The sequence below is a fragment of the Kaistia nematophila genome (assembly GCF_026343855.1).
GTDB classification, from domain to species: Bacteria; Pseudomonadota; Alphaproteobacteria; order Rhizobiales; family Kaistiaceae; genus Kaistia; species Kaistia nematophila.
In genome coordinates this window covers 156,318-177,168 of the sequence record NZ_JAPKNK010000003.1, presented here as the reverse complement: position 1 = coordinate 177,168, position 20,851 = coordinate 156,318, and the positions used below count along the sequence as shown (strand labels likewise).

Genomic DNA, 20,851 nt, shown 5'->3' with positions numbered 1-20,851 from the left:
CGATCGCAATCACTCGGTCGAGCCGCGGCTATGAACCGGTTGCCTCGTCGAGTCCGGCGAGCAGATTTGCGGAATCGACGACGAAGCCGAAGCACTGCCGGACGTTGTAGACCGTCGCCTGCATGCAGAAGTCCGGCGAGGTCGTTGCCGAGCAGTCCTCGAGCAGGATCGTGTCATAGCCGCGGAAATTCGCGTCCTGCAGGGTGCAGAGCACGCACTGGTCGGCATTGACGCCGGCGAACAGCACCGTGGTGATGTCGAGATTGCGCAGGATGCTGTCGAGCGGCGTGTCGACGAAGCCGGACATCCGGTATTTGGCGACATGGATGTCGCCCGGTTCCGCCACCAGCTCGTCGACGGTCGCGGCGGACCAACTGCCGAGTTCCAGCACATGCGCGCCGCTTTCCGGCAGCGGGTCGCCGAGGCCGACGCTGGCGCCGTCGCCATTATAGACGTGCAGCAGGGCCGGCGAGAGGTTGAGCCTGTCCGGGCGGTTGCCCCAGTTCAGCCAGATCACCGGCACGTCTTCCGCCCGCAGCGCCGGCAACAGCTTCTGCAGCGGTTCGATCGGCGCGCGCGCCGGCGTCACGTCGACGCCGATATGGGCGAGCCAGCCCTCCGGGTGGCAGAAGTCGTTCTGCATGTCGATGACGACGATGGCGGTGCGGGCGAGATCGAGCGTGATCTCCTTGTTGCCCGCATCCACGCGGATGGGTCGCGAGGGAGCCGGCTGGCGCACCAGATCGGCCCTCGCGGCGTCGACCTGCCAGCGGTTGCGCGGGCTGGAGCCGAGCGGGCGGAGCGCTGCGTCGCCGGTCATGCTCATGCCTTCCCGGTCAGGACGGCGATGTCTTCCTCGTCGAGCTCGACCGGGGTGCCGGAACGGATCAGCTCGGCGAAATCCTGGTTCGGAGTCATCACCGTCAGCGTGTAGAGCTTGCTGTCGCCGGTGTTGCGGACGACGTGCTCGTTGCCGGGATTGAGCAGCAGCGCGTCGCCCTTCTTGATAGGCATCTCCTTGTCGCCGCAGCGGGCGATGCCCTCGCCATGCAGCACGTAGAAGAACTCGTGCGCGTCGGAATGCTCGTTCGGCGGCGTGGCGCCGCCGCGGTTGAAGATCTCGATGACGAAGATGTTGTCGATGCCGTCCTTCTCGCCGTCGAACAGGATGGCGAAATAGTTGGTGTCGGTCGGGGCGATCTGGAACGCTGTGGCGGTCGCCGCCGTCTCGAAGCTGAAGGTCTTCATGTCGGTTGGTCCCTTGGCTGGATTATTCGGCGGCGGCCGGATAGCCGCGATCCCTTGCATCGCTCGGCGACATGCGGAGCGGCAGGTGGCCGGCCGGAACGGTGCGGCTGGTCGCCATCTCGTGCATCTGGTCGAGCCAGGGGCGGACGATGGCGGCGCCCTCGCTCATGGCCGGGCAATAGTCGCGGCGGAAGCGCTCGGCCGTTTCCGAGATCTCGGCGCGGATCGCATCCTCGTCGATCAGGGCCAGCTTGCGGTCGCGCATGACGACGCGGCCGTCGACGATCGAGGTCTGCACGGCGTCGGAATTGACGCTGAAGGCGATCTGGTTGATCGGATCGTGCAGCGGCAGGAAGCCCCAGTCGTAGCGGTCGAGCAGGATCAGATCAGCCTTCTTGCCGATTTCGATCGAGGCGACCTCGTCCTGCATCATGCCGGAGCGCGCTGCATTGGTGGTCGCCATCTCGTAGACCTCATGCGCCGAGACCCACTGGCGGTAATCATGCGTGCCGATCTTGTGGATACCGGCCGCCGCCTTGATCGCCTGGAAGATGTCGGCGGAATCGGCAGACGCGACGCCGTCGCAGCCGAGCGCGACATTGACGCCGGCATTCTTCAGCTTGCGCACCGGCGCGACGCCGGAGCCGAGCTTCAGATTGGCGAGCGGGTTGTGCGTGATCGAGGCGCCGACGTCGCCCATCATGGCGATGTCGTCATTGGTCAGCCAGATCGCGTGGTTCATCGTCAGGCGGTGCGTCATGCAGCCGACATCGGCGAGGAAGGCCGGCAGCGTCTTGCCGTATTTCTCCTGGCCGGTGACAGCTTGCGTCTTGGTCTCCAGCACATGGCAATGGATCGGCAGGTCCATGCTCTGCGACAGGGTCGCGACCTCCTCCAGCAGTTCCGGCGAGCAGCGCTGTGGACCGCAGGGGCCGAGGATGATGCGCATGCCGTCCTTGCCGTGCCACTTGCCGTGCAGTTCCTGGAACAGCTGGATCTGCTCGGCGCGTCCGGGCGTGTGCAGCGCCGCGAGCCGGGCCTTCAGGTCCTCCGGCATGATCTGCGACAGGAAGGGCAGGCTCTGCAGGAAACCCTCGTCCCACATCGAGGCGGTGAGCCAGCCCTTGAGGCCGAGATCGCGATAGGCGGTCGCGGTCGCGTCGACGGCGTCCGGCGTGAAGGCCATGTTGATGACGTCGTCCTGCAGCGCCGTGACGCCGGATCGGACGGAGACGATTCCGACCAGCATGGCGCGCAGATAGTGCTCGCGCCAGGTCAGCGTCGGCGCGCCGAAGGGCGGGTAGACCTCCGACAGCCAGATCTCGAGCGGCAGGTTGTCGTACCGCCCCATCTCGAAGCCTTCATTCGAGTGCATGTGTGCATCGACGAAGCCGGGCAGGACGATGCGGTTTCCGGCCTCGATGATCTCGAGCTCGGGATGCTGCGCCGCCTCGGCCGACAGGTCCGCGCCGATCGCGGCGATCCGGTCGCCGACGACGAGCACGTCGCCGCGTTCCAGCACGGTGCCGGCGGCGTCATTGGTGCGGATCAGTCCCTGGCGGATGAGAAGAGGCATCTTGTTCTAGTCCCTGGTGTTCGTTCGATTGGCGCGGGCGGCACGGATCATGCTTGTCCGCCGGGGGGAGCGAGGTCCGGTACCGCGAAGATGAAAGGCCGATATTCATGCAGCCCCATCACGATCATGGTCTTGACGTCCGCCTGATGCGGATCCTGCATGTGCTCTTGACCGAGTGCAGCGTGTCGCGCGCGGCGGATCTGCTCGGCCAGAGCCAGCCCGGCGTCAGCCAGGCCTTGAAGCGGCTGCGGGAAATCCTGGGGGATCCGCTGCTGGTGCGCAGCGGCTCGAAGCTGGTGCCGACCGAGCGCGGCTCGGAGCTGCTCGGGCAGGTGTCCGGTATCCTGATGGCGATCGACGGCATTTTCGAAAGCGAGGCCGAGACGTTCGACCCGGCGGAGGACACGCGCGCCATCCGCATCTATGCCGCCAACTGCCTCGGCACCTTTTTCATGCCGCGGATCGGCGAGTTGCTGCGCCAGGAAGCGCCGAATATGATGGTCTCGTTCTGCGCGACGCCGGTCGAGCGCGAGATGTTCAACGAGCTCGAATCCGGCGACATCGATCTGATCATCGGCAACTGGCCGATGCCACGCGAGAATCTGCGCCTGGCGCCGCTGCTCGATGCCGACATGGTGCTCGTGATGCGGCCGGATCACCCGATGGCGGGCCGGTCGGCGCTGACGATGGAAGAATATCTGGGCCTCGCCCATCTCTCGCCGACGCCGCACACGAGTGCTGCGATCAGCCCGGTCGACGGCCGGCTGGCGCAGCTCGACTGCAAGCGCCGCATCGCCTTCACCGTTCCGGAGTTCACGCTGGTGCCGCCGGTGCTGGCGCGCACCGACCTCGTCTTCACGTCCAGCCGCCCATTTGCTGAGCAGATGGCCAGCCAGGCGCCGTTCGCACTCGTGGAGGCCCCGCCGGAGCTGGGTTCCATGAAATTCTACATGCTCTGGCACGAACGTGTGCATCAATCGCCCTGTAATCGTTGGCTCAGGAGCGTAGTTCGTCGCGTGGCCGGCGAACTGAACGGTCTTGAGACGCTACATTCCCGTAAAAGGGGCGATCTCGATATAAAGGCGATTTTATAGACTCTATCAGCCTGACCCCACTTCTTGATTGCCTCCGATGCCGGCCATCATTCGCCATCGGACAAAAAAGAAGGACGCTGAATATGCAGGGAAAGCTGATCCGTCGTCTGGCCGCATCGCTGTTGGCGACAAGCCTGATGACGACCATGGTTGCGGCGCCGGTCATGGCGCAGGACTTCAAGGGCAAGACGCTGGTCGTCGGCGTCTGGGGCGGTGACATCGAGCGCCTGCTGCGCAAGAACGTCGTCGAGCCGTTGGAAAAGGAAACCGGCGCCAAGGTCGAGCTGGTTCTGGGCGGTACGGGCGATCGCCTCGCCCGCATCTATGCCGAGAAGGCCAATCCGACGATGGATGTCGCCTTCCTCAACATCTACGAGGCGCCGCAGGCGCTGAAGGACGGCGTCGTCGACGCGCCCGATCCGGCGAGCCCGCTCTATACCCAGATCTGGGACGGCATGAACGACGGCTGCTATGCCATGTCGCTGGTCGGCCTCGGCATCGCCTACAACAAGAAGCTGGTTTCCAGCCCGCCGGAATGGGCGGACATGTGGAAGCCGGAATACAAGGGCAAGATCGCCCTCTCCAGCTATCCCGGCTCCGAAGGTGACGGCCTGCTCGGCGTCGCGGCCCGTCTCGCCGGCAAGGACGAGCATGACGCGGACGCCGCCTTCGCCAAGGCGGCCGAGCTGAAGCCGATCGCGCTCACCTACACCAATCTCGACGAAGTCTTCGCGATGATGGATGCCGGCGAAGTCGCCATGGCGCCGATGATCTCGGGCTATGTCCTCTCGGCGCTGAAGCAGCATCCCGATATCGGCTTCTCGTTCCCGAAGAGCCCCGGCCCGGTGCTCGTCCGCGACATGCTCTGCCTGGTCAAGAACTCGCCCAACCAGGAACTGGCGAAGAAGTTCGCCGAACTGGCGCTTGGCGTGCAGAACCAGACCGACTACGCGACCGAGCTCTATTTCGGCCCGACCAACAAGAACGTGAAGCTTCCCGAGACCGTCTCGGCCGACGTCATCGACACGCCGGACGAGGTGAAGGGCCTGCTGTCGCTCGACTGGCCCTACATCATCACCCAGCGCGCCGACTGGACGCAGCGCTGGAACAAGGACGTGCTCGGCCAGTAAGGCCGCTGCCGCCGGCCGGGTCCCTCGGGATCCGGCCGGCTCCGATCCCGTGCGAATTCGCCCGCCAGAGACCGCCGCCCGGCCCGTCGCATCCCGTCCCGGATTGTCGATGCGGGCGGCAGAAGAAAGGCCTTCCGACCCATGATGCGCGCTTCGACCAAGGCCATTCCGTTCCTGCTGCCGGCAACCCTGCTCTCGGCCGTTGTCTTCCTGCTGCCCTTCGTCTGGCTGGTCTATTTCAGCTTCAAGACGCAGCCGCCGGGATCGCTGCTGCTCGGCGAGGGCTTCTCGCTTGCGAACTACCGGCGACTTTTCGTCGATCCCTTCTTCTTCCAGGCGATCGGCCGCACCGTGCTCCTGAGCGCCGTCTCGACGGCGCTGTGCCTGGTCATCGGCCTGCCGGTCGCCCGCCTGATCGCCACCGGCTCCGGCCGGGCCAAGGGCCTGCTGCTGGCGCTGCTGCTGGTGCCGCTCGTCTCTGGCGCGCTGCTGCCCTCGCTTGGCATGATCCACCTGCTCGGCCCGCTCGGCGTCGTCAACGGCACGCTGAAGATGCTCGGCCTCGTCGACAGCTCGGTCAAATTCCTCGGCACCACGACCGGCGTGATCATCGGCATGGTGCAGGCCTTCCTGCCGCTGATGGTGCTGCCGCTGGTCAATACGCTGTCGCGGCTGCCGACCGATCTCGAACCCGCTGCCCGCTCGCTCGGCGCGCCGCCGGTCGCGGTCTGGCGCCGCGTCGTGCTGCCGCTCGCCGCCCCCGGCATCAAGGCCGGCTCGGTGCTGGTCTTCTGCGCCGCCTTCACCTCCTTCGTCACCCCGCAGGTGATGGGGCAGGGCAAGATCGCCACCTTCGGCACGGTCGCCTTCCAGCAGGCTTCGCTGGTGCTCGACTGGCCGTTCGCCTCGACGCTCGCCGTCGTCGTGCTGGTCGCCCTCGGCCTTGCCTTCCTGATCTCGGCCCGCCTCGGCCGCACCGCCCGGAGGACCCGATGATGTGGGGACCGAAACTCGCCCGGACCGCGCAGATCGCCTGGACCGTCCTCGCCTATCTCTTCCTGCTGGCGCCGATCCTCGTCCTGATCCTTGCCTCGTTCGACGAGGCGCGCTTCTTCCGGTTTCCGCCGCAGGCCTATTCGATCAAGTGGTTCGAGGCGGCGGCCTCGAGCGGCGAATATCGCAGCGCGCTGGGCGTCAGCACGCTGGTCGCCGTCATCTCGGCGCTGCTCTCGGTCGTCGCCGGATCGCTCGCCGCCTTCGCGCTGGTGCGCTTCGATCCGCCGGGCAAGCGCTGGATCGAGGTGGTGCTGCTGGCGCCGCTGATCCTGCCGCTGATCGTCTGGGCGATCGCCCTGCTGCAGCTCTATTCGCGCCTCGGCCTCAGCGGCACGCTGGCAGGCCTTGTGCTTGCCCACGCCGTGATCACCGTGCCCTACACCGTCCGCATCATGTACTCGACCTTCGAGCGCATCGACCCGGTGCTGGAAGCGGCGGCCGCGAGCCTCGGCGCCAGCCCGATGCGCGTCGCCCGGCGCATCGTGATCCCGCTCGCGACGCCGGGCCTCATCACCAGCGCCGCCTTCTCGCTGCTGGTTTCCTTCAACGACGTGATCGTCTCCTCGCTGATTGCCGGGGCGCGCTGGATCACGTTTCCCGTCCGCGTCTACGCCCAGCTTCGCAGCGAAGGCGTCGATCCGATCACGCTGGCGATCGGTGCGGGCATCATTGCGGTCATCCTGATCGCGGCGATCGTCGGCGAATACACGCTGAAATGGTCGCGGCACCTGTGAGACATCCCATGACAGACAATTATCCCTATCTCGACCGCATGCCGAAGTTCGAGCGCGACGGCATCCCCTCGCTGACCGGCTTCCGGCCCGATACGATCGCCCGCTCCGTCGTGCTCGCGGTGCGGGATCCCCTGGTGGTGGGCGAGGGCGCCGACGAGGATGCGATCGTCGCCCTGCTCGACGGTGCCGAGATGGTGGCGCGCACCGGCCTGTTCACCACCTATACCGGCCGCTATCGCGACGTGCCGGTCAGTGTCGTGCTCGGCGGCAGCGGCTCCCCCGAGGCCGAGCTCGCGCTGATGGACCTGTTCAACTACACCGAATGCGACACGGTCATCCGCATCGGCGGCTGCGGCGGCTGGGGCCGCGACGTCAAGGTCGGCGATGTCGTCATCTCCTCCGGCGCCGTGCGCGACGAGGGCATGACCAAGGCGCATGTGAAGGTCGAGTATCCGGCCGTCGCCGACTACCGCATCGTCGCGGCGATGGCGGCCGAAGCCGAGGCGATCGGCGCGCCGCATCATGTCGGCATCACCCGCTCCGGCGACAGCGAATATACCGGCTGGGGCAAGCCCGGCCCGGGCGGCTACCTGCAGGACGAGCACAAGCAGATCATCGACTACTGGAGCCGGGCCGGCATCCTCAATACCGACCGCGAGAGCGCGGCGATCCTGACCTTGTGCAGCCTCTATGGCCGGCGCGGCGGCTCCGTCTGCTCGGTCGGCGACAATGTCGTCACAGGCGAGGCGCACAAGTCCGGCTCCGGCCAGAACAAGGCGATCCTCGTGGGCCTCGGCGCGCTCGCAAGATTGGGCGGGGCCGTCGCATGACGGCGCCGCAACCCATCCAGCTCCGCATCGACAAAGTCTCCAAGACCTTTGGCGAGACGCGGGTGCTCGAGGACATCTCGATCGCGATCCCGAAGGGGGCCTTCGTCGCCCTGCTGGGGCCGAGCGGCTGCGGCAAGTCCACGCTGCTGAAGCTGATCGCCGGTCTGGAAGCGCCGAGCGGTGGCAACATCGAGCTTGCCGGCGAGGCGCTGAACGGCGTTCCGGCGCACCGGCGCGACATCGGCGTCGTGTTCCAGAGCTACGCGCTGTTCCCGCACATGACGGTCAACCAGAACGTCCGTTTCGGGCTCGACATGCGCGACATGCCGAAGGCGGATGCGAAGCTGCGCGTCGAGGAAGCGCTGGAACTGGTCAAGCTCGGCGGCTATGGCGACCGCATGCCGTCCGAGCTTTCCGGCGGCCAGCAGCAGCGCGTCGCGATTGCCCGCTCGCTCGCCATTCGTCCGCGCCTGCTGCTGCTCGACGAGCCGCTCTCCAATCTCGACGCGGTGCTGCGCAAGAGCGTGCGCGTCGATATCCGCGAACTGCACGACCGGGTCGGCGCGACCACCGTGATGGTGACGCACGACCAGGAAGAGGCGATGAGCATGGCCGACAGCGTCGCCGTCATGTCGGGCGGCAGGATCCTGCAATTCGCGGCGCCCGAAGAGATCTATGAGCGGCCGGCGACCAGCTTCGTCGGCTCGTTCGTCGGCAGCCCCGCCGCCAATCTGCTGAAGCTCCATCCCCGCAGCGGCGGCGGCTGGCGTTTCGGCGAAATTGCCTGGAACCCGGAAGCCTCCGTCGAGGCAAGGCTGCAACTCGCCCGCCGCTTCGAGATCCTGGTCGGGCTTCGTCCCGAACAATTGTCGATCGTGGCAGTGGATGCGCCGGGGGCGATACCCGCCGAGGTGCGCTCGGCCGAATATCTCGGCGGCCACCGCCTCGTCCATCTCGACATTGGCGGACAGCGCGCCTCCGTCGCGCTTCAGGGCAGGGCGCCGGAGACCGGCAGCGTCGTCGGCCTTCTGCCCGATCCCGGCTCGGTCATGCTGTTCGACGCCAATGGCGGCGCGCGGGTAGGCGACGCATGAGCATGCCGCATGTCTATTGCATGGGCCCGCTGGTGCTCGACCGTGTGCTCGAACTCGACCGGCTGCCCGGTCCAGACGACAAGGTCTTCATCGGCGGCAAGCGCGAGGCCGCCGGTGGTCCGCCGCGCAACAGCGCCATGGCGCTGGTCGGCTGGGGCACGCGCGTCTCGGTCGTCTCCGTCATCGGCGACGACGCCGTCGGCATGACGCTGCTGGCGCGCGTCAACGAGGCCGGCATCGGCTCCGAGGCGATCGAGATCGTGCCGGACCTCGCCACCGGCGCGACCATCATCCTGGTCGATCCGAACGGCGAGCGGGCGATCCTGATCGATCCGATCGCCGAGCCGGTGCTGGCGACCATCGGCTCGAGGCTCCAGCCTGCCGCCGGCGACGTCGTGACGTCGAACCTGTTTCATCCCGAAGCCGTGCCGGCTGCGTTCGCCAGGGCGCGGGCCGCCGGAGCGAAGACGGTGCTCGATGTCGAATGGCCGGAACTGCAGCGCTGGGGCTGGGATGCCGCCCGCGCCGCGATCGCCTCGGCCGACATCGTCACCACCAACAGCCAGATCCTGCGCGCCTTCGCCGAAGACAAGGGCATCGAGCCCGATATCGATGCGGCGCTTGCGCTCGCAAGATCGCTGCAGGTCGACGGCAACGCCATCTGCGTGACGCTCGGTGCGCAGGGCGTTGTCGCCGCCAAGGGCGAGGAGACCTTCCGCATAGCCGCGCTGCCCGTGAAGCCGCGCGACACCACGGGAGCCAGCGACCGGTTCCTCGCCGGCCTGGTCCATGCGCTGCTCGGCGGCGCTTCCTTTGATCTGGCGCTGCGCCAGGCCGTCGCTGCCGCCGGCGTCTATCTCGGCGGCGGCGAGACGGACTGGAAGGCCGTGCAGGCGGCGGCTCGCACGCTGAAGAACGAGCCAGTTGGAGTTTGATGGAATGACGATGATGGCAAACCTGCCGCTTTCCGAGCGTATCGGCCGCGTCTTCGCCGGCGCCTGCGTCGGCGACGCGCTGGGGGCAGCGACCGAATGCATGCATCCCGACGAGGTGCTTGCCGTGTTCGGCGGCCCGGTGCGCGAGCTGCGCGATCCGCCGCCGCGCGCCCAGTTCGCGCTCGGTCTCGCCCGGGGCAAGCTGACCGACGACGCCACCCAGATGCTGGCCATGGCGCGCCGGCTGATCGCCACGAACGGTAGGCCGACGGTCGCCGACGCGGTCGCCGGCATCCTCGACTGGGCTTCCGACGAGGAGGTGTTCCGCCGCTTCGCCGGGCCGACGACGCGGCTCGCCGTCGAGCAGCTTCGTGCCGGCGTCGAGCCTGCCATCGTCGCCAGCCCCGCCGTCTATTCCTGCACCTATGGAACGTCGAATGGCGGCGCGATGCGGGCGCCAGCCGCCGGTTGCGCCCGTCCGGGCGATTCGGTCGGCGCGGCCGAACTCGCCGCGATCCTGTCCGCGCCGACCCACAACACCCAGATCGCCTATGCCGGCGCCGGCGCTGTCGCCGCATCGATCGCGGTCGGGCTCACATCGGGCCTGACGGGGGGCGCCGCCGAAGCGGCGATGATCGAGGCGGCGCATCGTGGCATCGTGGCAGGCGAAGCTTATGCCCGCACCAACGGCCGCGTCGTCGGCGGACCGGGCATTCGCCGCCGCCTCGATCTCGCGGTCGGCATCGGCGAGGCCCATCGCGGCGATCTCGCGGGAGCCGCCGCCGAACTGACCGACGTCGTCGGCAATGGCGTCGCCATGGCCGAGGCCGTGCCGCATGCCTTCGGGCTCGTCATTGCCGCCAGCGGCAATCCGTGGGAAGCGATCGTCGCCGCCGTCAATGGCGGCAATGACAGCGACACGATCGCCATGATCGCCGGCGCGGTGGCGGCCGCATGGTGGCAGGATGGCGAGGCGGTTCCGCCCGCTATACTGGCCGAGGTCGAGAGCGCCAACGGGCTCGACCTCCGGCAGTTTGCCAATGCGTTCACCGCCGCCCTGTTTCCCGGAAAGGCCGCCTGACCATGACATATGCCACCCTGCCTGCCTCGCGCCTATGGACGGAACTGACGACGGTCGAGGCGGCGGCGCTGCCGCCCGAGACCGTGGCGTTGCTGCCGGTCTCCGCCGTCGAGCAGCACGGCCCGCACATGCCGCTCGGCACCGACGCCTATATCAATCGCGGCATTCTCGCGCGCATGCTCGAGCTTCTGCCCAGCGACGTGCCGGTGCTGATCCTGCCCGAACAGACGGTCGGCACTTCGCAGGAACATCTCGATTTCGCTGGCAGCCTGTCGCAGACACCGACGCGGCTGATGCAGATCTGGACGGAACTGCTCGCCTGCCTCGCCAACACGCCGGTCCGCCGGCTGCTCATCTTCAACAGCCATGGCGGCCAGTCGGGCCTGCTCGCGCCCGTCACCCTCGATCTGCGCGTGAAGCACGGCTTCTTCGCCGCCTACGCCTCCTGGTTCGATGGCGGCTATCCCGAAGGTCTCTTCACCGACGAGGAGATCACGCATGGCATGCATGCCGGCGCGATCGAGACCAGCCTGATGCTGCATCTGCGCCCCGATCTCGTGCGCATGCCGTTCAGCGACAATTTCGCCTCGCGCTCGATCGCGCTCGATACCGTGGTCAGCCAGTTCTCCGCGAATCCCGGCGGCGGGCGGATGGGCGGCTTCGGCTGGAAGGCGCAGGACCTGCAGCCGAGCGGCGCGACCGGCGACGCCTCCATCGCCACGGCCGAAAAGGGACGTCTGCTGCTCGATCACCTCGCGACCAAGCTGGCGACGCTGATCGCCGATATCGGCAAGGTCGCGCCCGTCTATGGCGATGGCCGTTGAGGCAATGAGAAGGGGGCGCCCGGCGAAAGGAAAGTCGCGCCGGACGCCCCCGATGGATTCAGTCTGTAGTGCGGAAGCTAGATCCGGCCGAGCAGCAGCAGCACCAGAAGGATGATCAGGATCAGGCCGAGGCCGCCGCTGGGGTAGTAGCCCCAGCCGGAACTGTAGGGCCAGCTCGGCAGCGCCGCGATCAGCAGGATCACGATCAGGATGAGAAGTATCGTGCTCATGTCAGCTCCCCGTTTGGACGTTCGACAATCCAATGCGGGGCGCGCAATCCGGTTCCGTGCGGGAGGGGCGGCGACGCTGCCGAGCCCTCCCGTCCGGGCATTCTTTCTTAGGTCCGGCCGTCGAGATGGCGGGCGCGGCGCAGATCCGGGAAGAAGCGGGACCATAGTGCCGCGATCGCCACGGTGCCGGCGCCACCGATGACCACGGCGGCGACGGCGCCAAAGGCGGCGGCCGACATGCCGGCCCGGAACTCGCCGAGTTCGTTGGAAGCGCCGACGAACACCATGTTGACGGCGTTCACCCGGCCGCGCACGGCGTCCGGCGTCCAGAGCTGGATGAGCGTCTCGCGGATATAGACGCTGACCATGTCGCTGGCGCCCATCAGCACGAGCGCGACGACCGAGAGCCAGACGATGCTGGACAGGCCGAAGACGATGGTGGTGAGGCCGAACATCGTCACGAAGGCGAAAAGCAGCAGGCCGGCGTGGTTGCGGATCGGATGGAAGGCGAGCCAGGCCGCCACCGTCAGCGCGCCGACGGCGGGTGCGGCGCGCAGTAGGCCGAGGCCCCACGGCCCGACCTCGAGGATGTCACGGGCGAATACCGGCATCAGCGCCGTGGCGCCGCCGAGCAGCACGGCGAAGAGGTCGAGCGAGATCGCGCCGAGCACGATCTTCTCCTTCCAGACATAGCGGAAGCCGGCGATCACCGTTTCCCAGCTCGCCTTGTCGCCGAGGATCTTCTGGGCCGGCTTCGGCACCAGCAGGATGAGGATTGCGCCGAGGATCATCATGACCAGCGCGACGCCATAGGAGGCTTCCGGCGCGACGCCGTAGAGCAGGCCGCCGGCGACCGGGCCGACGATGGTGGCGATCTGCCAGGCGGACGAGTTCCAGGCGATGGCACTGGCGAGGTCCTGAGTCGGCACCAGGTTGGGCGCGAGCGATTGCTGCGCCGGCCCCATGAAGGCGCGGACGATGCCGAAGAAAAGCAGCACGCCGAAGACGATGGTAACCCGCTCGCTGCCCGAGACGGTGAAGGCGAGCAGCGCCAGCACGGCGAGCGCCTCGCCGGCGAGGCAGAGCGCCATGATCATGCGCCGGTTGTAGCGGTCGGCGACCGAGCCGGTGACCAGCACCAGGAGCAGCGCCGGCAGGAACTGCACCAGGCCGATCAGGCCGAGATCGAACGGATCGCGCGTCAGGTCATAGACCTGCCAGCCGACCGAGACGCTGACGATGTTGACCGCGAAGGTCGCGCAGAGGCGGGACAGCCAATAGAAGAGAAATCCGCGATGCTGAAAGGCGCCAAAGCTCTTGCGCCGGTGTGCGGCCGTTGTGTCGGGCATGAAATGCGGAGGTCCAGACCTCGGTTCGGCAGGATGCGGCCCGGGGGATGGGCGGCGGGGGGAAGAATGCCTGTCTACAGGGTCGGTCTCGGCCGCGACAAGCCGTAACCGTGGCCAAAGCGTTCGCAAGCGCGGTTTGTGACCTTCTGGCCGCATCTACATCGCCGAAAAGCAGGTCGGCCGAAAAGCAGGTCCTCGAAATGAAAAGGGCGCGGTTGGCACCGCGCCCCTCCGGATTTCGATTGGGTTCGACCGATCAGTCGAACCGGCCGCTCGCATGGGCGAGCATCGTATAGACCTTGCCGGTGTCGGAGACGAGATAGGCGCTGCTCGCCGAAGCGTCCTGGCCGTTGCGGGCCACTTCCTTCAGCAGGCGCTCGAAATCGCCGACATAGCGATCGACCGCCGCCTTGAAGTCCGCTTCGCCCTGATACTTGCGACGGATCTCGTCGAAGGTCTGCTGGCCCGCCAGCGTGTAGAGGCGGCGGGTGAAGACGTTCTTCTCGCCGCGGTGGTGGCGCTCCCAGAGCTCGGCCGCCGCGCGCGGGTCGATCGCCCGGGCGATGTCGGTCGAGAGATTGCCGAGCGAAGCGCCGTTGCCTGCGGCCGGGGCCGCTGCTTCGCGACGTTCGGCCGGGGCGGCGGCAGTCTGGTCCTCGTCGCGCGAGGCACGGCGCAGCAGGTCGGAGACCCAGCCGCGCGGCTCGGCCTGCCCGGCGGCCGGAGCGGGCTTTGCCTCCGTGCGGGTCGGCTGTGCCGGCTGGCGCACCGGGGTCGGGGCAGGGGCCTGGACCTGGGCGGCCGGGCGGGCGGCCTCGACCGTCGCCGGGCGGGCGGCAGCGGCCGGCCGCTGCGGCGCCGGGGCCGGAGCGACGGCGCGAACCGGCTCGGGCTGGCGAACCGCCTGGGCGGCGACCGGCTGCGGCCGTGCGAAGGCGGCGGGACCCGCCTCGGCGACACGGCCGCGCGGGGCCGGAGCCGGCGTGCCAGGGACCGAGACGTCAAGCGACTTGCCGTGCTTGCCGACGATGTCGGAGAGCTCGGTCAGCGCCTTCAGCTGGTCGGTGACGACGCGGCGCATGGCGTCCGCGCTCTCGCGGGTCTCTGCCGGCAGTTCGAGCACGCCGCGCTTCAGTTCGGTGCGGGTGGTCTCGAGGTCCTGCTGCATCTCCTTGGCGGCCGAACGCATTTCGTCGGTCGCGGCCGAGAACTGCTTGGTCGCCTGGGCGACCACGGCTGCCATGTCGTCCATCAGCGCGCGGTTGGCCTCGCGGACGACGTTGGCGGCCTTCAGGCTCTCGCTGCTGGCGGTCGCCTGCATGCCCTCGAGGTTCTCGAGCACGCCCTTGGCGGCGGCCTCGCTCGAACGGGCAAGCGTCTTGGCGACTTCGGCGGCGCGTTCCTCTGCTTCCTTCAGCGAGCTGTTCACGGTCTCGGTGAAGGTGCGCATCACGCCGTCGAGGTCCGCCGAGCGGGCGGCCAGGCTCTGGGCCAGCTGGTCGAGCGCGACGCGGCGCTGCTCGATCGAGGTCTCGACCTCACTGTTGGCGGCGCTGAGCGAGCTCGCGGCGAGGCTGAGCGAACGGCCCTGGTCCTCGAAGCGGCCGGCGATGGCGCCGACATTTTCCAGCACGTCCTTCGAGACGTCACGCAGCATCTCGACCTGAGAAGCGAGCAGGGTCGAGGAATTCTGCGTGCCGCCGATCGCCTGCTCAATCGCCTGGGCGAACTCGCCGGTGCGGGCGGCCAGGTCGGTCTCGATCTGGTTCAGGTTCTCGGTCGTGCGGGTCAGCAGCGCGTTCAGCATCTCGTTCGACTGCGACAGGCGGTCGACAATGCCGGCCACGTCGGTGCGCAGGCGCTCATTGGTGGAGCCGAAGCTGCGCGAGACCGTCTCGCCGCTGTCGATGAGGGCGCGGGCGGCCTCGTCGGTGCGCGACAGCACCATCGAGACGATCTCCGAACCCTTGGTCGACAGCAGGTCGACGATGGTGTCGCCGGCATTGGCGACGGTGCTGCTGAGGTCCGTGCTGCGCTGGTCGATGGCGGCGACCAGGCGGTTGCCTTCGCCGTCAAGCAGCTGCGCCAGCTCGGCGCTGCGGGTCTCGAGCACCGCGTTGAAGGCGCGCGTCCGCTCCTCGAGGGCGCTGGCCGTGTTCATGGCGCGACCGCCCAGGCTCTGCTCGACCTCGAGCGAAACACGCGAGATCTGCTCGGCCGCCTCGGCGGAAACCCGCGACAGATGCCCGGCCGCGTCGGCGCTGGAGGTCGACAGCAGGTCGACCGTCGAGCTCGCGACTTGCGACAGCGCTTCGGACGCCTGCGAGGCCGAGAGCGAGACGCTCTCGGATGCGTTGGCCGCCGAGCGGGCGAGGGTCTGCGAGGCGCTTTCGAGCGAGTGCGACAGAGCCTGGGTCGCTTCGGCCGCCGACTGCGTGAACACCTGCGTCGCTTCCGCGGCCGACAGCGTCATGGTCTGCGAGGCGTCATTGGCCGAGGCGCGCAGCGCGCCGCTGGTCGTGGTCGACGCGGCGACGAGCTGTTCGGTCGCCTCTGACAGCGAGCCGACGATCTGCTCGGCGGCGCGGACCGATTCACGGCCGAGCGTCGAGCTGATGTCGCTCAGGCGGCTGGAGAGGATCTGGTCCATCTGCAGCGCGCGGGCGTCGAAGCTGTTGGCCGCCTCGACCGCCTTTTCGCCCAATGTCTCGTTGATCGAATGCCAGCGCTCGGAAAGCATGTCCGAGAGCGCCTGCGTCCGGTCGGAGAGGCGGTTGGTGACGTCCGACAGGCGGTCGTCGATGATGGAGCCGATCTCGGCCTGGCCGTTCGAGAACGCTTCGGCGATGTTCCGCGTGCGCTCGATCAGGGTCTGGTTGATTTGAGCCGAGCGGGCGTCCAGCGCCTCGTCGATGCGGCGAGTGTTGCTGTCGAGCGTTTCGGCGACGGCGCCGATCTTCGATTCGATCGCATCGCCGAAGCCTTCCAGACGGTCGGCCAGCGTCGTGTCCATCAGGTTGGCGCGGTCGGCGAAGCGGGTGACCAGCTCCGGTCCGCGCACTTCGATGATGTCGCGCAGCGCCGCGAAGCGCTCGTCCAGGCCGGTTGCGATGGCGAGGCCGCGATCGTTGATCAGGTCGCCGAAACGGCTCGACGTGTCGATGATCCGCTCATGCACGGTGGTCGCGCGGTTCTCGATCTCGTTGGCGAGCTCGGAACCCGAGGTGAGGATGCGGTCATGCGTGGTGCGGGCCTGGCTCGCGATCTCTTCCGAGAGCGACATGCCGGACGAGACGATCCGGTCGTGCACGGCATTGGCGCGGCTCTCGATCTCGTTGGCGAGGTCGGAACCCGAGGTCAGGATGCGGTCATGCGCCGTGCGGGCCTGGCTCGCGATCTCTTCCGAAAGCGAGCTGCCCGAGGACAGGATCCGCTCATGCGCGGCATTGGCGCGGCTTTCGATCTCGTTGGCGAGGTCGGAGCCGGAGGTCAGGATGCGGTCATGCGCCGTGCGGGCCTGGCTCGCGATCTCTTCCGAGAGCGAGGTGCCGGAGCTGACGATCTGCTCATGCGCGATGCGGGCATGGCTGGCGATCTGGTCGACGAGCCCGGTGCCGGAGGTGACGATCTCCTCGTGCACGGCGCGCGCCTGGCTCGTCAGTTCGCCGATCAGCGAATTGCCGGAGGTCAGGAACTGGCCATGCGCCGTGAGCGCCTGGTTGGCGATCTGGTCGGCCAGGCCGGAGCCGGATTCGAGCATCTGCTCATGCGCGAGGTTGGCCTGGTTGGCGATGTCGCCGATCAGGGCCGATCCGGCCGCGACGAGGCGCTCATGCACGGCGCCGGTGCGGGTCTCGATCTGGTTGATCAGGCCCGAGCCGGCCTCGATGACGCGCTGGTGCACGGTCGAGGCGCGGTTCTCGATCTCGTCGGCGAGCTGGGTGCCCGAGGCGACGATGCGCTGGTGCAACGCGTCGGCGCGCTTCGCCATCTCGCTGGCGAGGTCGGTGCCGGAGCTGACGATGCGCTGCTGCGCGTCGAGGCCGTGGCGCTCGATCTCGCCAGAAATGTCGGCGCCGGAGGCCAGGATGCTCTGGTGGACCGCATCGGCGCGGTCGGTGATCTCCTGCGCCAGCTCCGTGCCGGAGCTCAGGATGCGCTGATGCACGGTCTGGGCGCGGCTTTCGATCGCGTCGGCGAGTTCGGTGCCGGAAGCGACGATGCTCTTGTGGACGGCCTCGGCGCGGCTCTCGATGTCGTCGGCGAGGTTGGCGCCCGACGACAGGATGCGCTCATGCGCGGCGGTCGCCCGTGCCTCGATCTCGCCGGCGAGATTGCTGCCGGAAGTAACGATGCGCTCATGGGCAGCGCCGGCGCGGCGCTCGATCTCGGCCGAAAGCTCGGTGCCCGAGGCGAGGATGCGCTCATGCACGGCGTTGGCTCGGCTCTCGATCGAGTCGGCGAGGTCCGTGCCCGAGCTGAGGATCTGGTGATGCGCGCTCTCGGCGCGGGTCGCGATCTCCTCGGCGAAGCGGCTGCCCGAAGCGACCAGGCGGTCGTGGATGTCGGTGCCGCGGCTCTCGATCGTCGAGGCGATCTCGTTGCCGGAATGCAGGATGCGCTGATGCACGGCCGAGCCGCGCGTCTCGATGGCGTCGGCGAGCTGCTGGCTCGATTCGATGATCAGGTCGTAGACGGCGGTGCCGCGGCTCTCCATCGTGTCGGAGATCTGCTTGCCGGACTCGACGATGCGGTCATGCAGCAGGCCGGCGCGCGAGGCGATCGTCTCGGAGATTTCGTTGCCGGAGGCGATGATCGTCTCGTTGACCTTGAGGCCGCGCACGGCGATCGCCTTGGCGACTTCGCCGCCGACGGTGGCGAGGCGCTCGGTCAGCTCGGCCGAACGGGCGTCGAAGGTCTCGTTGACCGCGTTGGAGGCGCCGTCGATGGTGTCGCGCAATGCGGCCGTGCGGGCCTCGATCAGCGTCGCCATGATGTCGCCGGCCGAGGTCAGGCGCTCGGCGAGCGCGCTGCCGTCGATGGCGATCGCGTCCTGGATCCGGTCGCCGGTGAGCGCCAGGCGGTCGGCCAGGTCACCGCCACGGGCCGAGATGGTGTCGGCGATGCGGTTGCCGGTCTCGTCCAGCTTGTCGTTGATCTCCTGGCCGCGCAGCGCGAGGTCGACGATCAGGCTGTCGGCGTTGGACTTCAGCGCCGAATTCACCTCGCGAGTGTGCATCGAGATCGTCTCGGCCACCTGGTTGCCGGTGACGGAGATCGAGCGGGTCATGTCGGCGGTGCGGCGGTCGAGGCCTTCCGTGAGCTCCTCGGTGACGCGGGCGAGCGTCTCGTTGACCTCTCTGCCGCGCTCGGCGACCGTTTCGGCCATGGCGCGGCCGGTCGTCTCGAGCGTCTCGTTGATGTCGGCGCTGCGCGCCAGCAGCACGTCCGTGACTTCGGCGCTGGTGCGAGAGAAGGATTCGGTGACGTCGGTTGCGGCGCCGGTCAGGCGGCTGACCAGGTCCTCGCCGCGCAGCGACAGCTTGTTGATCATCTCGTCGCCGGCCGTGCCGAGTGCAGAGGTGATGCTGTCGCCGCGGCCGGCCAGGGCCTGGGTGATGCGGTCGCCGGAGCCGATGATGTTGGCGGCGATCTGCTCGCTCGCCTCGCCGAGGTCCTTCGACAGCGATTCCTGCGCCGAGACGATCGAAGTGCGGACGCGCTCCGAATTGATCACGATCGCCTCGCGCTGGTTGGCGAGGTCGTCGATCAGGCCGCGCATGCGGACTTCATTGTCGGAGTAAGAGCGTTCGAGGGCTGCCACCTCGTTGTGGACGAGCAGCTCCAGTTCGCTGGCGCGGGCGAGCGCCCGCTCGATGCCGTCGCCCATGGCGGCGACTTCGCGACGGATGGCCTGGCTGACGGTGACGACCGCCTCGGAGGCGGCTTCCTCGGGCTCGGAAAGGCGGGCGGCGACATCGGAGATCGAGCGCGCGGCGATGCGCATTTCCTGGGCGCGGGCCACCATCATGGCGATGCCCCAGACGATGCCGACCGGCAGCACGAGGGCGAGCGCGATGTTGGTGAACTGGGCAGAGCCGACGGCGCCGTCACCGGAGAACAGGCTGATATTGGCGGAGCTCACATAGGCGGCAATGGTGCCTACCCAAGCGATCGAGAGCAGCGAGGCAAGCGGATAGATCAGGCGCGACGGACGGCGCGCGGGAAGCGAGGCGCCACCGACGCGGCGATCGTCGTTGGCGGGCATGCGGCTGTTGCGGCCGGATTGGCGGCCGCGCGGCGAGGCGGCAGGTTCTTCGGTGCGGGTCGGCGAGGGCAGGGGGCGGTTCGCCGCGGCCGGCGGCGCATCGACCTTGCGCGGCGCGTCGGCGCGGCGCGGGGCGTCGCCCTTGCGGGGCGCTTCCTGAAGCCTTGGCGGTTCGAGCCGGCGATCCCGCGGAGCGCCTGTGGCCTGTGTCCGTGGGTTGGCCGCCGCCGGAGCGTCGAAATCGATCCGGAGCGCCTCCTCTACGGCGGTGAGCGCTGCATCCACCGGGTCCTTGGACTTCGGGGTATTCGCCATTTTCTAGCCTCGCGTCCGTACTCGATACTTTGTCGGCCGCTCCGACGGGAGACCCGTCAAAAGCACGAGGATGCTTCCAGGACACAGCTAGCGCTTGATACGTGCGCCGAGATTGCCACGACCCGTAGATCAGCCCGTCCCCCGGAGCCGCAATACTCGCGTCCCAGATCGGCCTTCACACCCTTGCCCGTAGCCCCACCTTTTGGCACATTCGGGGCAGGGGTACAAGAAAGTACGGCTTTCGGCCTGAAATTGTTAACAAGGTATTGACGGCTTTCATTGCGAATGCTGCGCGGTCCGCTGCCAGCAGACGCGATATGATTCGAAGTCGTTTTCCGGATCCTAGCGGCGCAACGCTGCTCACATCGACGTTATCGTTGGCCTGATGTTGGCTCGATATCGCCAGTCCGGCGGATTTCGTAGGTCTCGATCTGTCGATGTCGAGAATTTAGGACGATTTTTGCTTGCATCTGAAATGAATAATGCGCGATTTGCTTTCCGGCCGGTCGGGCACGGCAGGCTAGACAGGACCTGGGTGGCCGCGGCGAACGGAAATTCTGCTCCGAAACGGAACCGGCCCCGGTCGCGCCATTGCCGTTAACCAAGGCGGCAGAATTCCTGCCTTTCGCCGCTGGGGGCGCCCGCGTCACCGCGGCCCTTGGCACGCCCTCGCCATATCGCCTATAGGGAGCGGTCTTTTTGCAGCGTTTCGGATCCCATGGCCAAGATCACCTATATCGCCTTCGATGGCACGCCTTACGAGATTGAAGCCCGTGACGGCACGTCCGTGATGGAAAACGCCGTGCGCAACGGCGTGCCGGGCATCGAGGCCGAATGCGGCGGCGCCTGCGCCTGCGCGACCTGCCACGTCTATGTCGACGAGGCCTGGGTGGCGGCCACCGGCGAGCCCGAGCCGATGGAAGAGGACATGCTCGACTTCGCGCAGGACGTGCAGCCGAACTCGCGCCTGTCCTGCCAGATCCGCGTCAAGCCGGAGCTCGACGGTCTCGTCGTCCGCATTCCGGAACGCCAGGGCTGAGCGATCCGCGGGCTGCCGAGGGTGGTTTTGCTCGCGGTAGGCCTTTTG

The 20,851-nt window shown here is 67.8% G+C and carries 16 protein-coding genes; 10 read left to right on the top strand and 6 right to left on the bottom strand.

Annotated elements, in window-relative coordinates:
* Positions 1–28 precede the first annotated feature (28 nt).
* From OSH07_RS09350 to OSH07_RS09340, 3 genes are read right to left on the bottom strand one after another with little or no spacing between them, the layout of a single operon-like run.
* A complete protein-coding gene (locus tag OSH07_RS09350; RefSeq protein ID WP_266338371.1) occupies positions 29–820 on the bottom strand; it encodes a cysteine hydrolase family protein in 792 nt (263 codons plus the stop codon).
* Between the two features lie 2 nt (positions 821–822).
* Entirely contained in the window at positions 823–1,248 is a 426-nt protein-coding gene (locus tag OSH07_RS09345) for a cupin domain-containing protein (RefSeq protein WP_266338370.1), read from the bottom strand.
* 22 nt (positions 1,249–1,270) lie between these two features.
* Positions 1,271–2,824 carry an amidohydrolase family protein gene (locus OSH07_RS09340; RefSeq protein WP_266338369.1) on the bottom strand — a complete coding sequence of 518 codons (1,554 nt, stop codon included), beginning with the start codon at positions 2,822–2,824 and terminating at the stop codon, positions 1,271–1,273.
* Between the two features lie 107 nt (positions 2,825–2,931).
* On the opposite strand from OSH07_RS09340, the gene OSH07_RS09335 reads away from it, so the two are divergent.
* The 9 genes from OSH07_RS09335 (at position 2,932) to OSH07_RS09295 (ending at position 11,602) form a co-directional block, all read left to right on the top strand.
* On the top strand, positions 2,932–3,918 hold the full coding sequence (locus OSH07_RS09335; protein ID WP_266338368.1) for a LysR family transcriptional regulator: 987 nt from the start codon (positions 2,932–2,934) through the stop codon (positions 3,916–3,918).
* 137 nt (positions 3,919–4,055) lie between these two features.
* Positions 4,056–5,048: an extracellular solute-binding protein gene (locus OSH07_RS09330; protein WP_266338367.1), complete on the top strand. Its 993-nt coding sequence runs from the start codon at positions 4,056–4,058 to the stop codon at positions 5,046–5,048.
* Positions 5,049–5,189: 141 nt separating this feature from the next.
* Entirely contained in the window at positions 5,190–6,044 is an 855-nt protein-coding gene (locus OSH07_RS09325; RefSeq protein WP_266338366.1) for an ABC transporter permease, read from the top strand.
* Positions 6,041–6,838: an ABC transporter permease gene (locus OSH07_RS09320; protein ID WP_266338365.1), complete on the top strand. Its 798-nt coding sequence runs from the start codon at positions 6,041–6,043 to the stop codon at positions 6,836–6,838. Before OSH07_RS09325 ends, OSH07_RS09320 begins: the two co-directional genes overlap by 4 nt.
* 8 nt (positions 6,839–6,846) lie before the next feature.
* Complete coding sequence (locus tag OSH07_RS09315) at positions 6,847–7,668, top strand: nucleoside phosphorylase (protein ID WP_266338364.1); 822 nt, start codon at positions 6,847–6,849, stop codon at positions 7,666–7,668.
* Positions 7,665–8,762: an ABC transporter ATP-binding protein gene (locus tag OSH07_RS09310; protein WP_266338363.1), complete on the top strand. Its 1,098-nt coding sequence runs from the start codon at positions 7,665–7,667 to the stop codon at positions 8,760–8,762. Before OSH07_RS09315 ends, OSH07_RS09310 begins: the two co-directional genes overlap by 4 nt.
* Positions 8,759–9,697 (top strand): carbohydrate kinase family protein, encoded by a 939-nt coding sequence (locus tag OSH07_RS09305; RefSeq protein ID WP_266338362.1) that lies wholly within the window; start codon positions 8,759–8,761, stop codon positions 9,695–9,697. The genes OSH07_RS09310 and OSH07_RS09305 overlap by 4 nt, the downstream gene beginning before the upstream one ends.
* Before the next feature lie 4 nt (positions 9,698–9,701).
* Positions 9,702–10,778: an ADP-ribosylglycohydrolase family protein gene (locus OSH07_RS09300; RefSeq protein WP_266338361.1), complete on the top strand. Its 1,077-nt coding sequence runs from the start codon at positions 9,702–9,704 to the stop codon at positions 10,776–10,778.
* Between the two features lie 2 nt (positions 10,779–10,780).
* Complete coding sequence (locus OSH07_RS09295; protein WP_266338360.1) at positions 10,781–11,602, top strand: creatininase family protein; 822 nt, start codon at positions 10,781–10,783, stop codon at positions 11,600–11,602.
* Positions 11,603–11,679: 77 nt separating this feature from the next.
* On the opposite strand, the gene OSH07_RS09290 is transcribed toward OSH07_RS09295, so the two are convergent.
* The 3 genes from OSH07_RS09290 to OSH07_RS09280 all read right to left on the bottom strand — a co-directional run bounded on the left by OSH07_RS09290 (position 11,680) and on the right by OSH07_RS09280 (position 19,764).
* Entirely contained in the window at positions 11,680–11,832 is a 153-nt protein-coding gene (locus OSH07_RS09290; RefSeq protein WP_266338359.1) for a DUF3309 family protein, read from the bottom strand.
* Positions 11,833–11,939: 107 nt separating this feature from the next.
* Positions 11,940–13,181, bottom strand: a complete 1,242-nt coding sequence (locus tag OSH07_RS09285; RefSeq protein WP_266338358.1) for an MFS transporter — start codon at positions 13,179–13,181, stop codon at positions 11,940–11,942.
* Between the two features lie 256 nt (positions 13,182–13,437).
* Positions 13,438–19,764 (bottom strand): apolipoprotein A-IV repeat region-like domain-containing protein, encoded by a 6,327-nt coding sequence (locus OSH07_RS09280; RefSeq protein ID WP_266338357.1) that lies wholly within the window; start codon positions 19,762–19,764, stop codon positions 13,438–13,440.
* 718 nt (positions 19,765–20,482) lie between these two features.
* Between OSH07_RS09280 and OSH07_RS09275 the strand changes: the two genes are divergently transcribed.
* Positions 20,483–20,803 (top strand): 2Fe-2S iron-sulfur cluster-binding protein, encoded by a 321-nt coding sequence (locus OSH07_RS09275; RefSeq protein ID WP_266338356.1) that lies wholly within the window; start codon positions 20,483–20,485, stop codon positions 20,801–20,803.
* Positions 20,804–20,851: the final 48 nt, after the last annotated feature.

Coding starts and splice junctions, on each gene's coding strand:
- OSH07_RS09350 (WP_266338371.1), bottom strand. CDS start 820: ATGACCGGCGACGCAGCGCTCCGCCCGCTCGGCTCCAGCCCGCGCAAC.
- OSH07_RS09345 (WP_266338370.1), bottom strand. CDS start 1,248: ATGAAGACCTTCAGCTTCGAGACGGCGGCGACCGCCACAGCGTTCCAG.
- OSH07_RS09340 (WP_266338369.1), bottom strand. CDS start 2,824: ATGCCTCTTCTCATCCGCCAGGGACTGATCCGCACCAATGACGCCGCC.
- OSH07_RS09335 (WP_266338368.1), top strand. CDS start 2,932: ATGCAGCCCCATCACGATCATGGTCTTGACGTCCGCCTGATGCGGATC.
- OSH07_RS09330 (WP_266338367.1), top strand. CDS start 4,056: ATGACGACCATGGTTGCGGCGCCGGTCATGGCGCAGGACTTCAAGGGC.
- OSH07_RS09325 (WP_266338366.1), top strand. CDS start 5,190: ATGATGCGCGCTTCGACCAAGGCCATTCCGTTCCTGCTGCCGGCAACC.
- OSH07_RS09320 (WP_266338365.1), top strand. CDS start 6,041: ATGATGTGGGGACCGAAACTCGCCCGGACCGCGCAGATCGCCTGGACC.
- OSH07_RS09315 (WP_266338364.1), top strand. CDS start 6,847: ATGACAGACAATTATCCCTATCTCGACCGCATGCCGAAGTTCGAGCGC.
- OSH07_RS09310 (WP_266338363.1), top strand. CDS start 7,665: ATGACGGCGCCGCAACCCATCCAGCTCCGCATCGACAAAGTCTCCAAG.
- OSH07_RS09305 (WP_266338362.1), top strand. CDS start 8,759: ATGAGCATGCCGCATGTCTATTGCATGGGCCCGCTGGTGCTCGACCGT.
- OSH07_RS09300 (WP_266338361.1), top strand. CDS start 9,702: ATGACGATGATGGCAAACCTGCCGCTTTCCGAGCGTATCGGCCGCGTC.
- OSH07_RS09295 (WP_266338360.1), top strand. CDS start 10,781: ATGACATATGCCACCCTGCCTGCCTCGCGCCTATGGACGGAACTGACG.
- OSH07_RS09290 (WP_266338359.1), bottom strand. CDS start 11,832: ATGAGCACGATACTTCTCATCCTGATCGTGATCCTGCTGATCGCGGCG.
- OSH07_RS09285 (WP_266338358.1), bottom strand. CDS start 13,181: ATGCCCGACACAACGGCCGCACACCGGCGCAAGAGCTTTGGCGCCTTT.
- OSH07_RS09280 (WP_266338357.1), bottom strand. CDS start 19,764: ATGGCGAATACCCCGAAGTCCAAGGACCCGGTGGATGCAGCGCTCACC.
- OSH07_RS09275 (WP_266338356.1), top strand. CDS start 20,483: ATGGCCAAGATCACCTATATCGCCTTCGATGGCACGCCTTACGAGATT.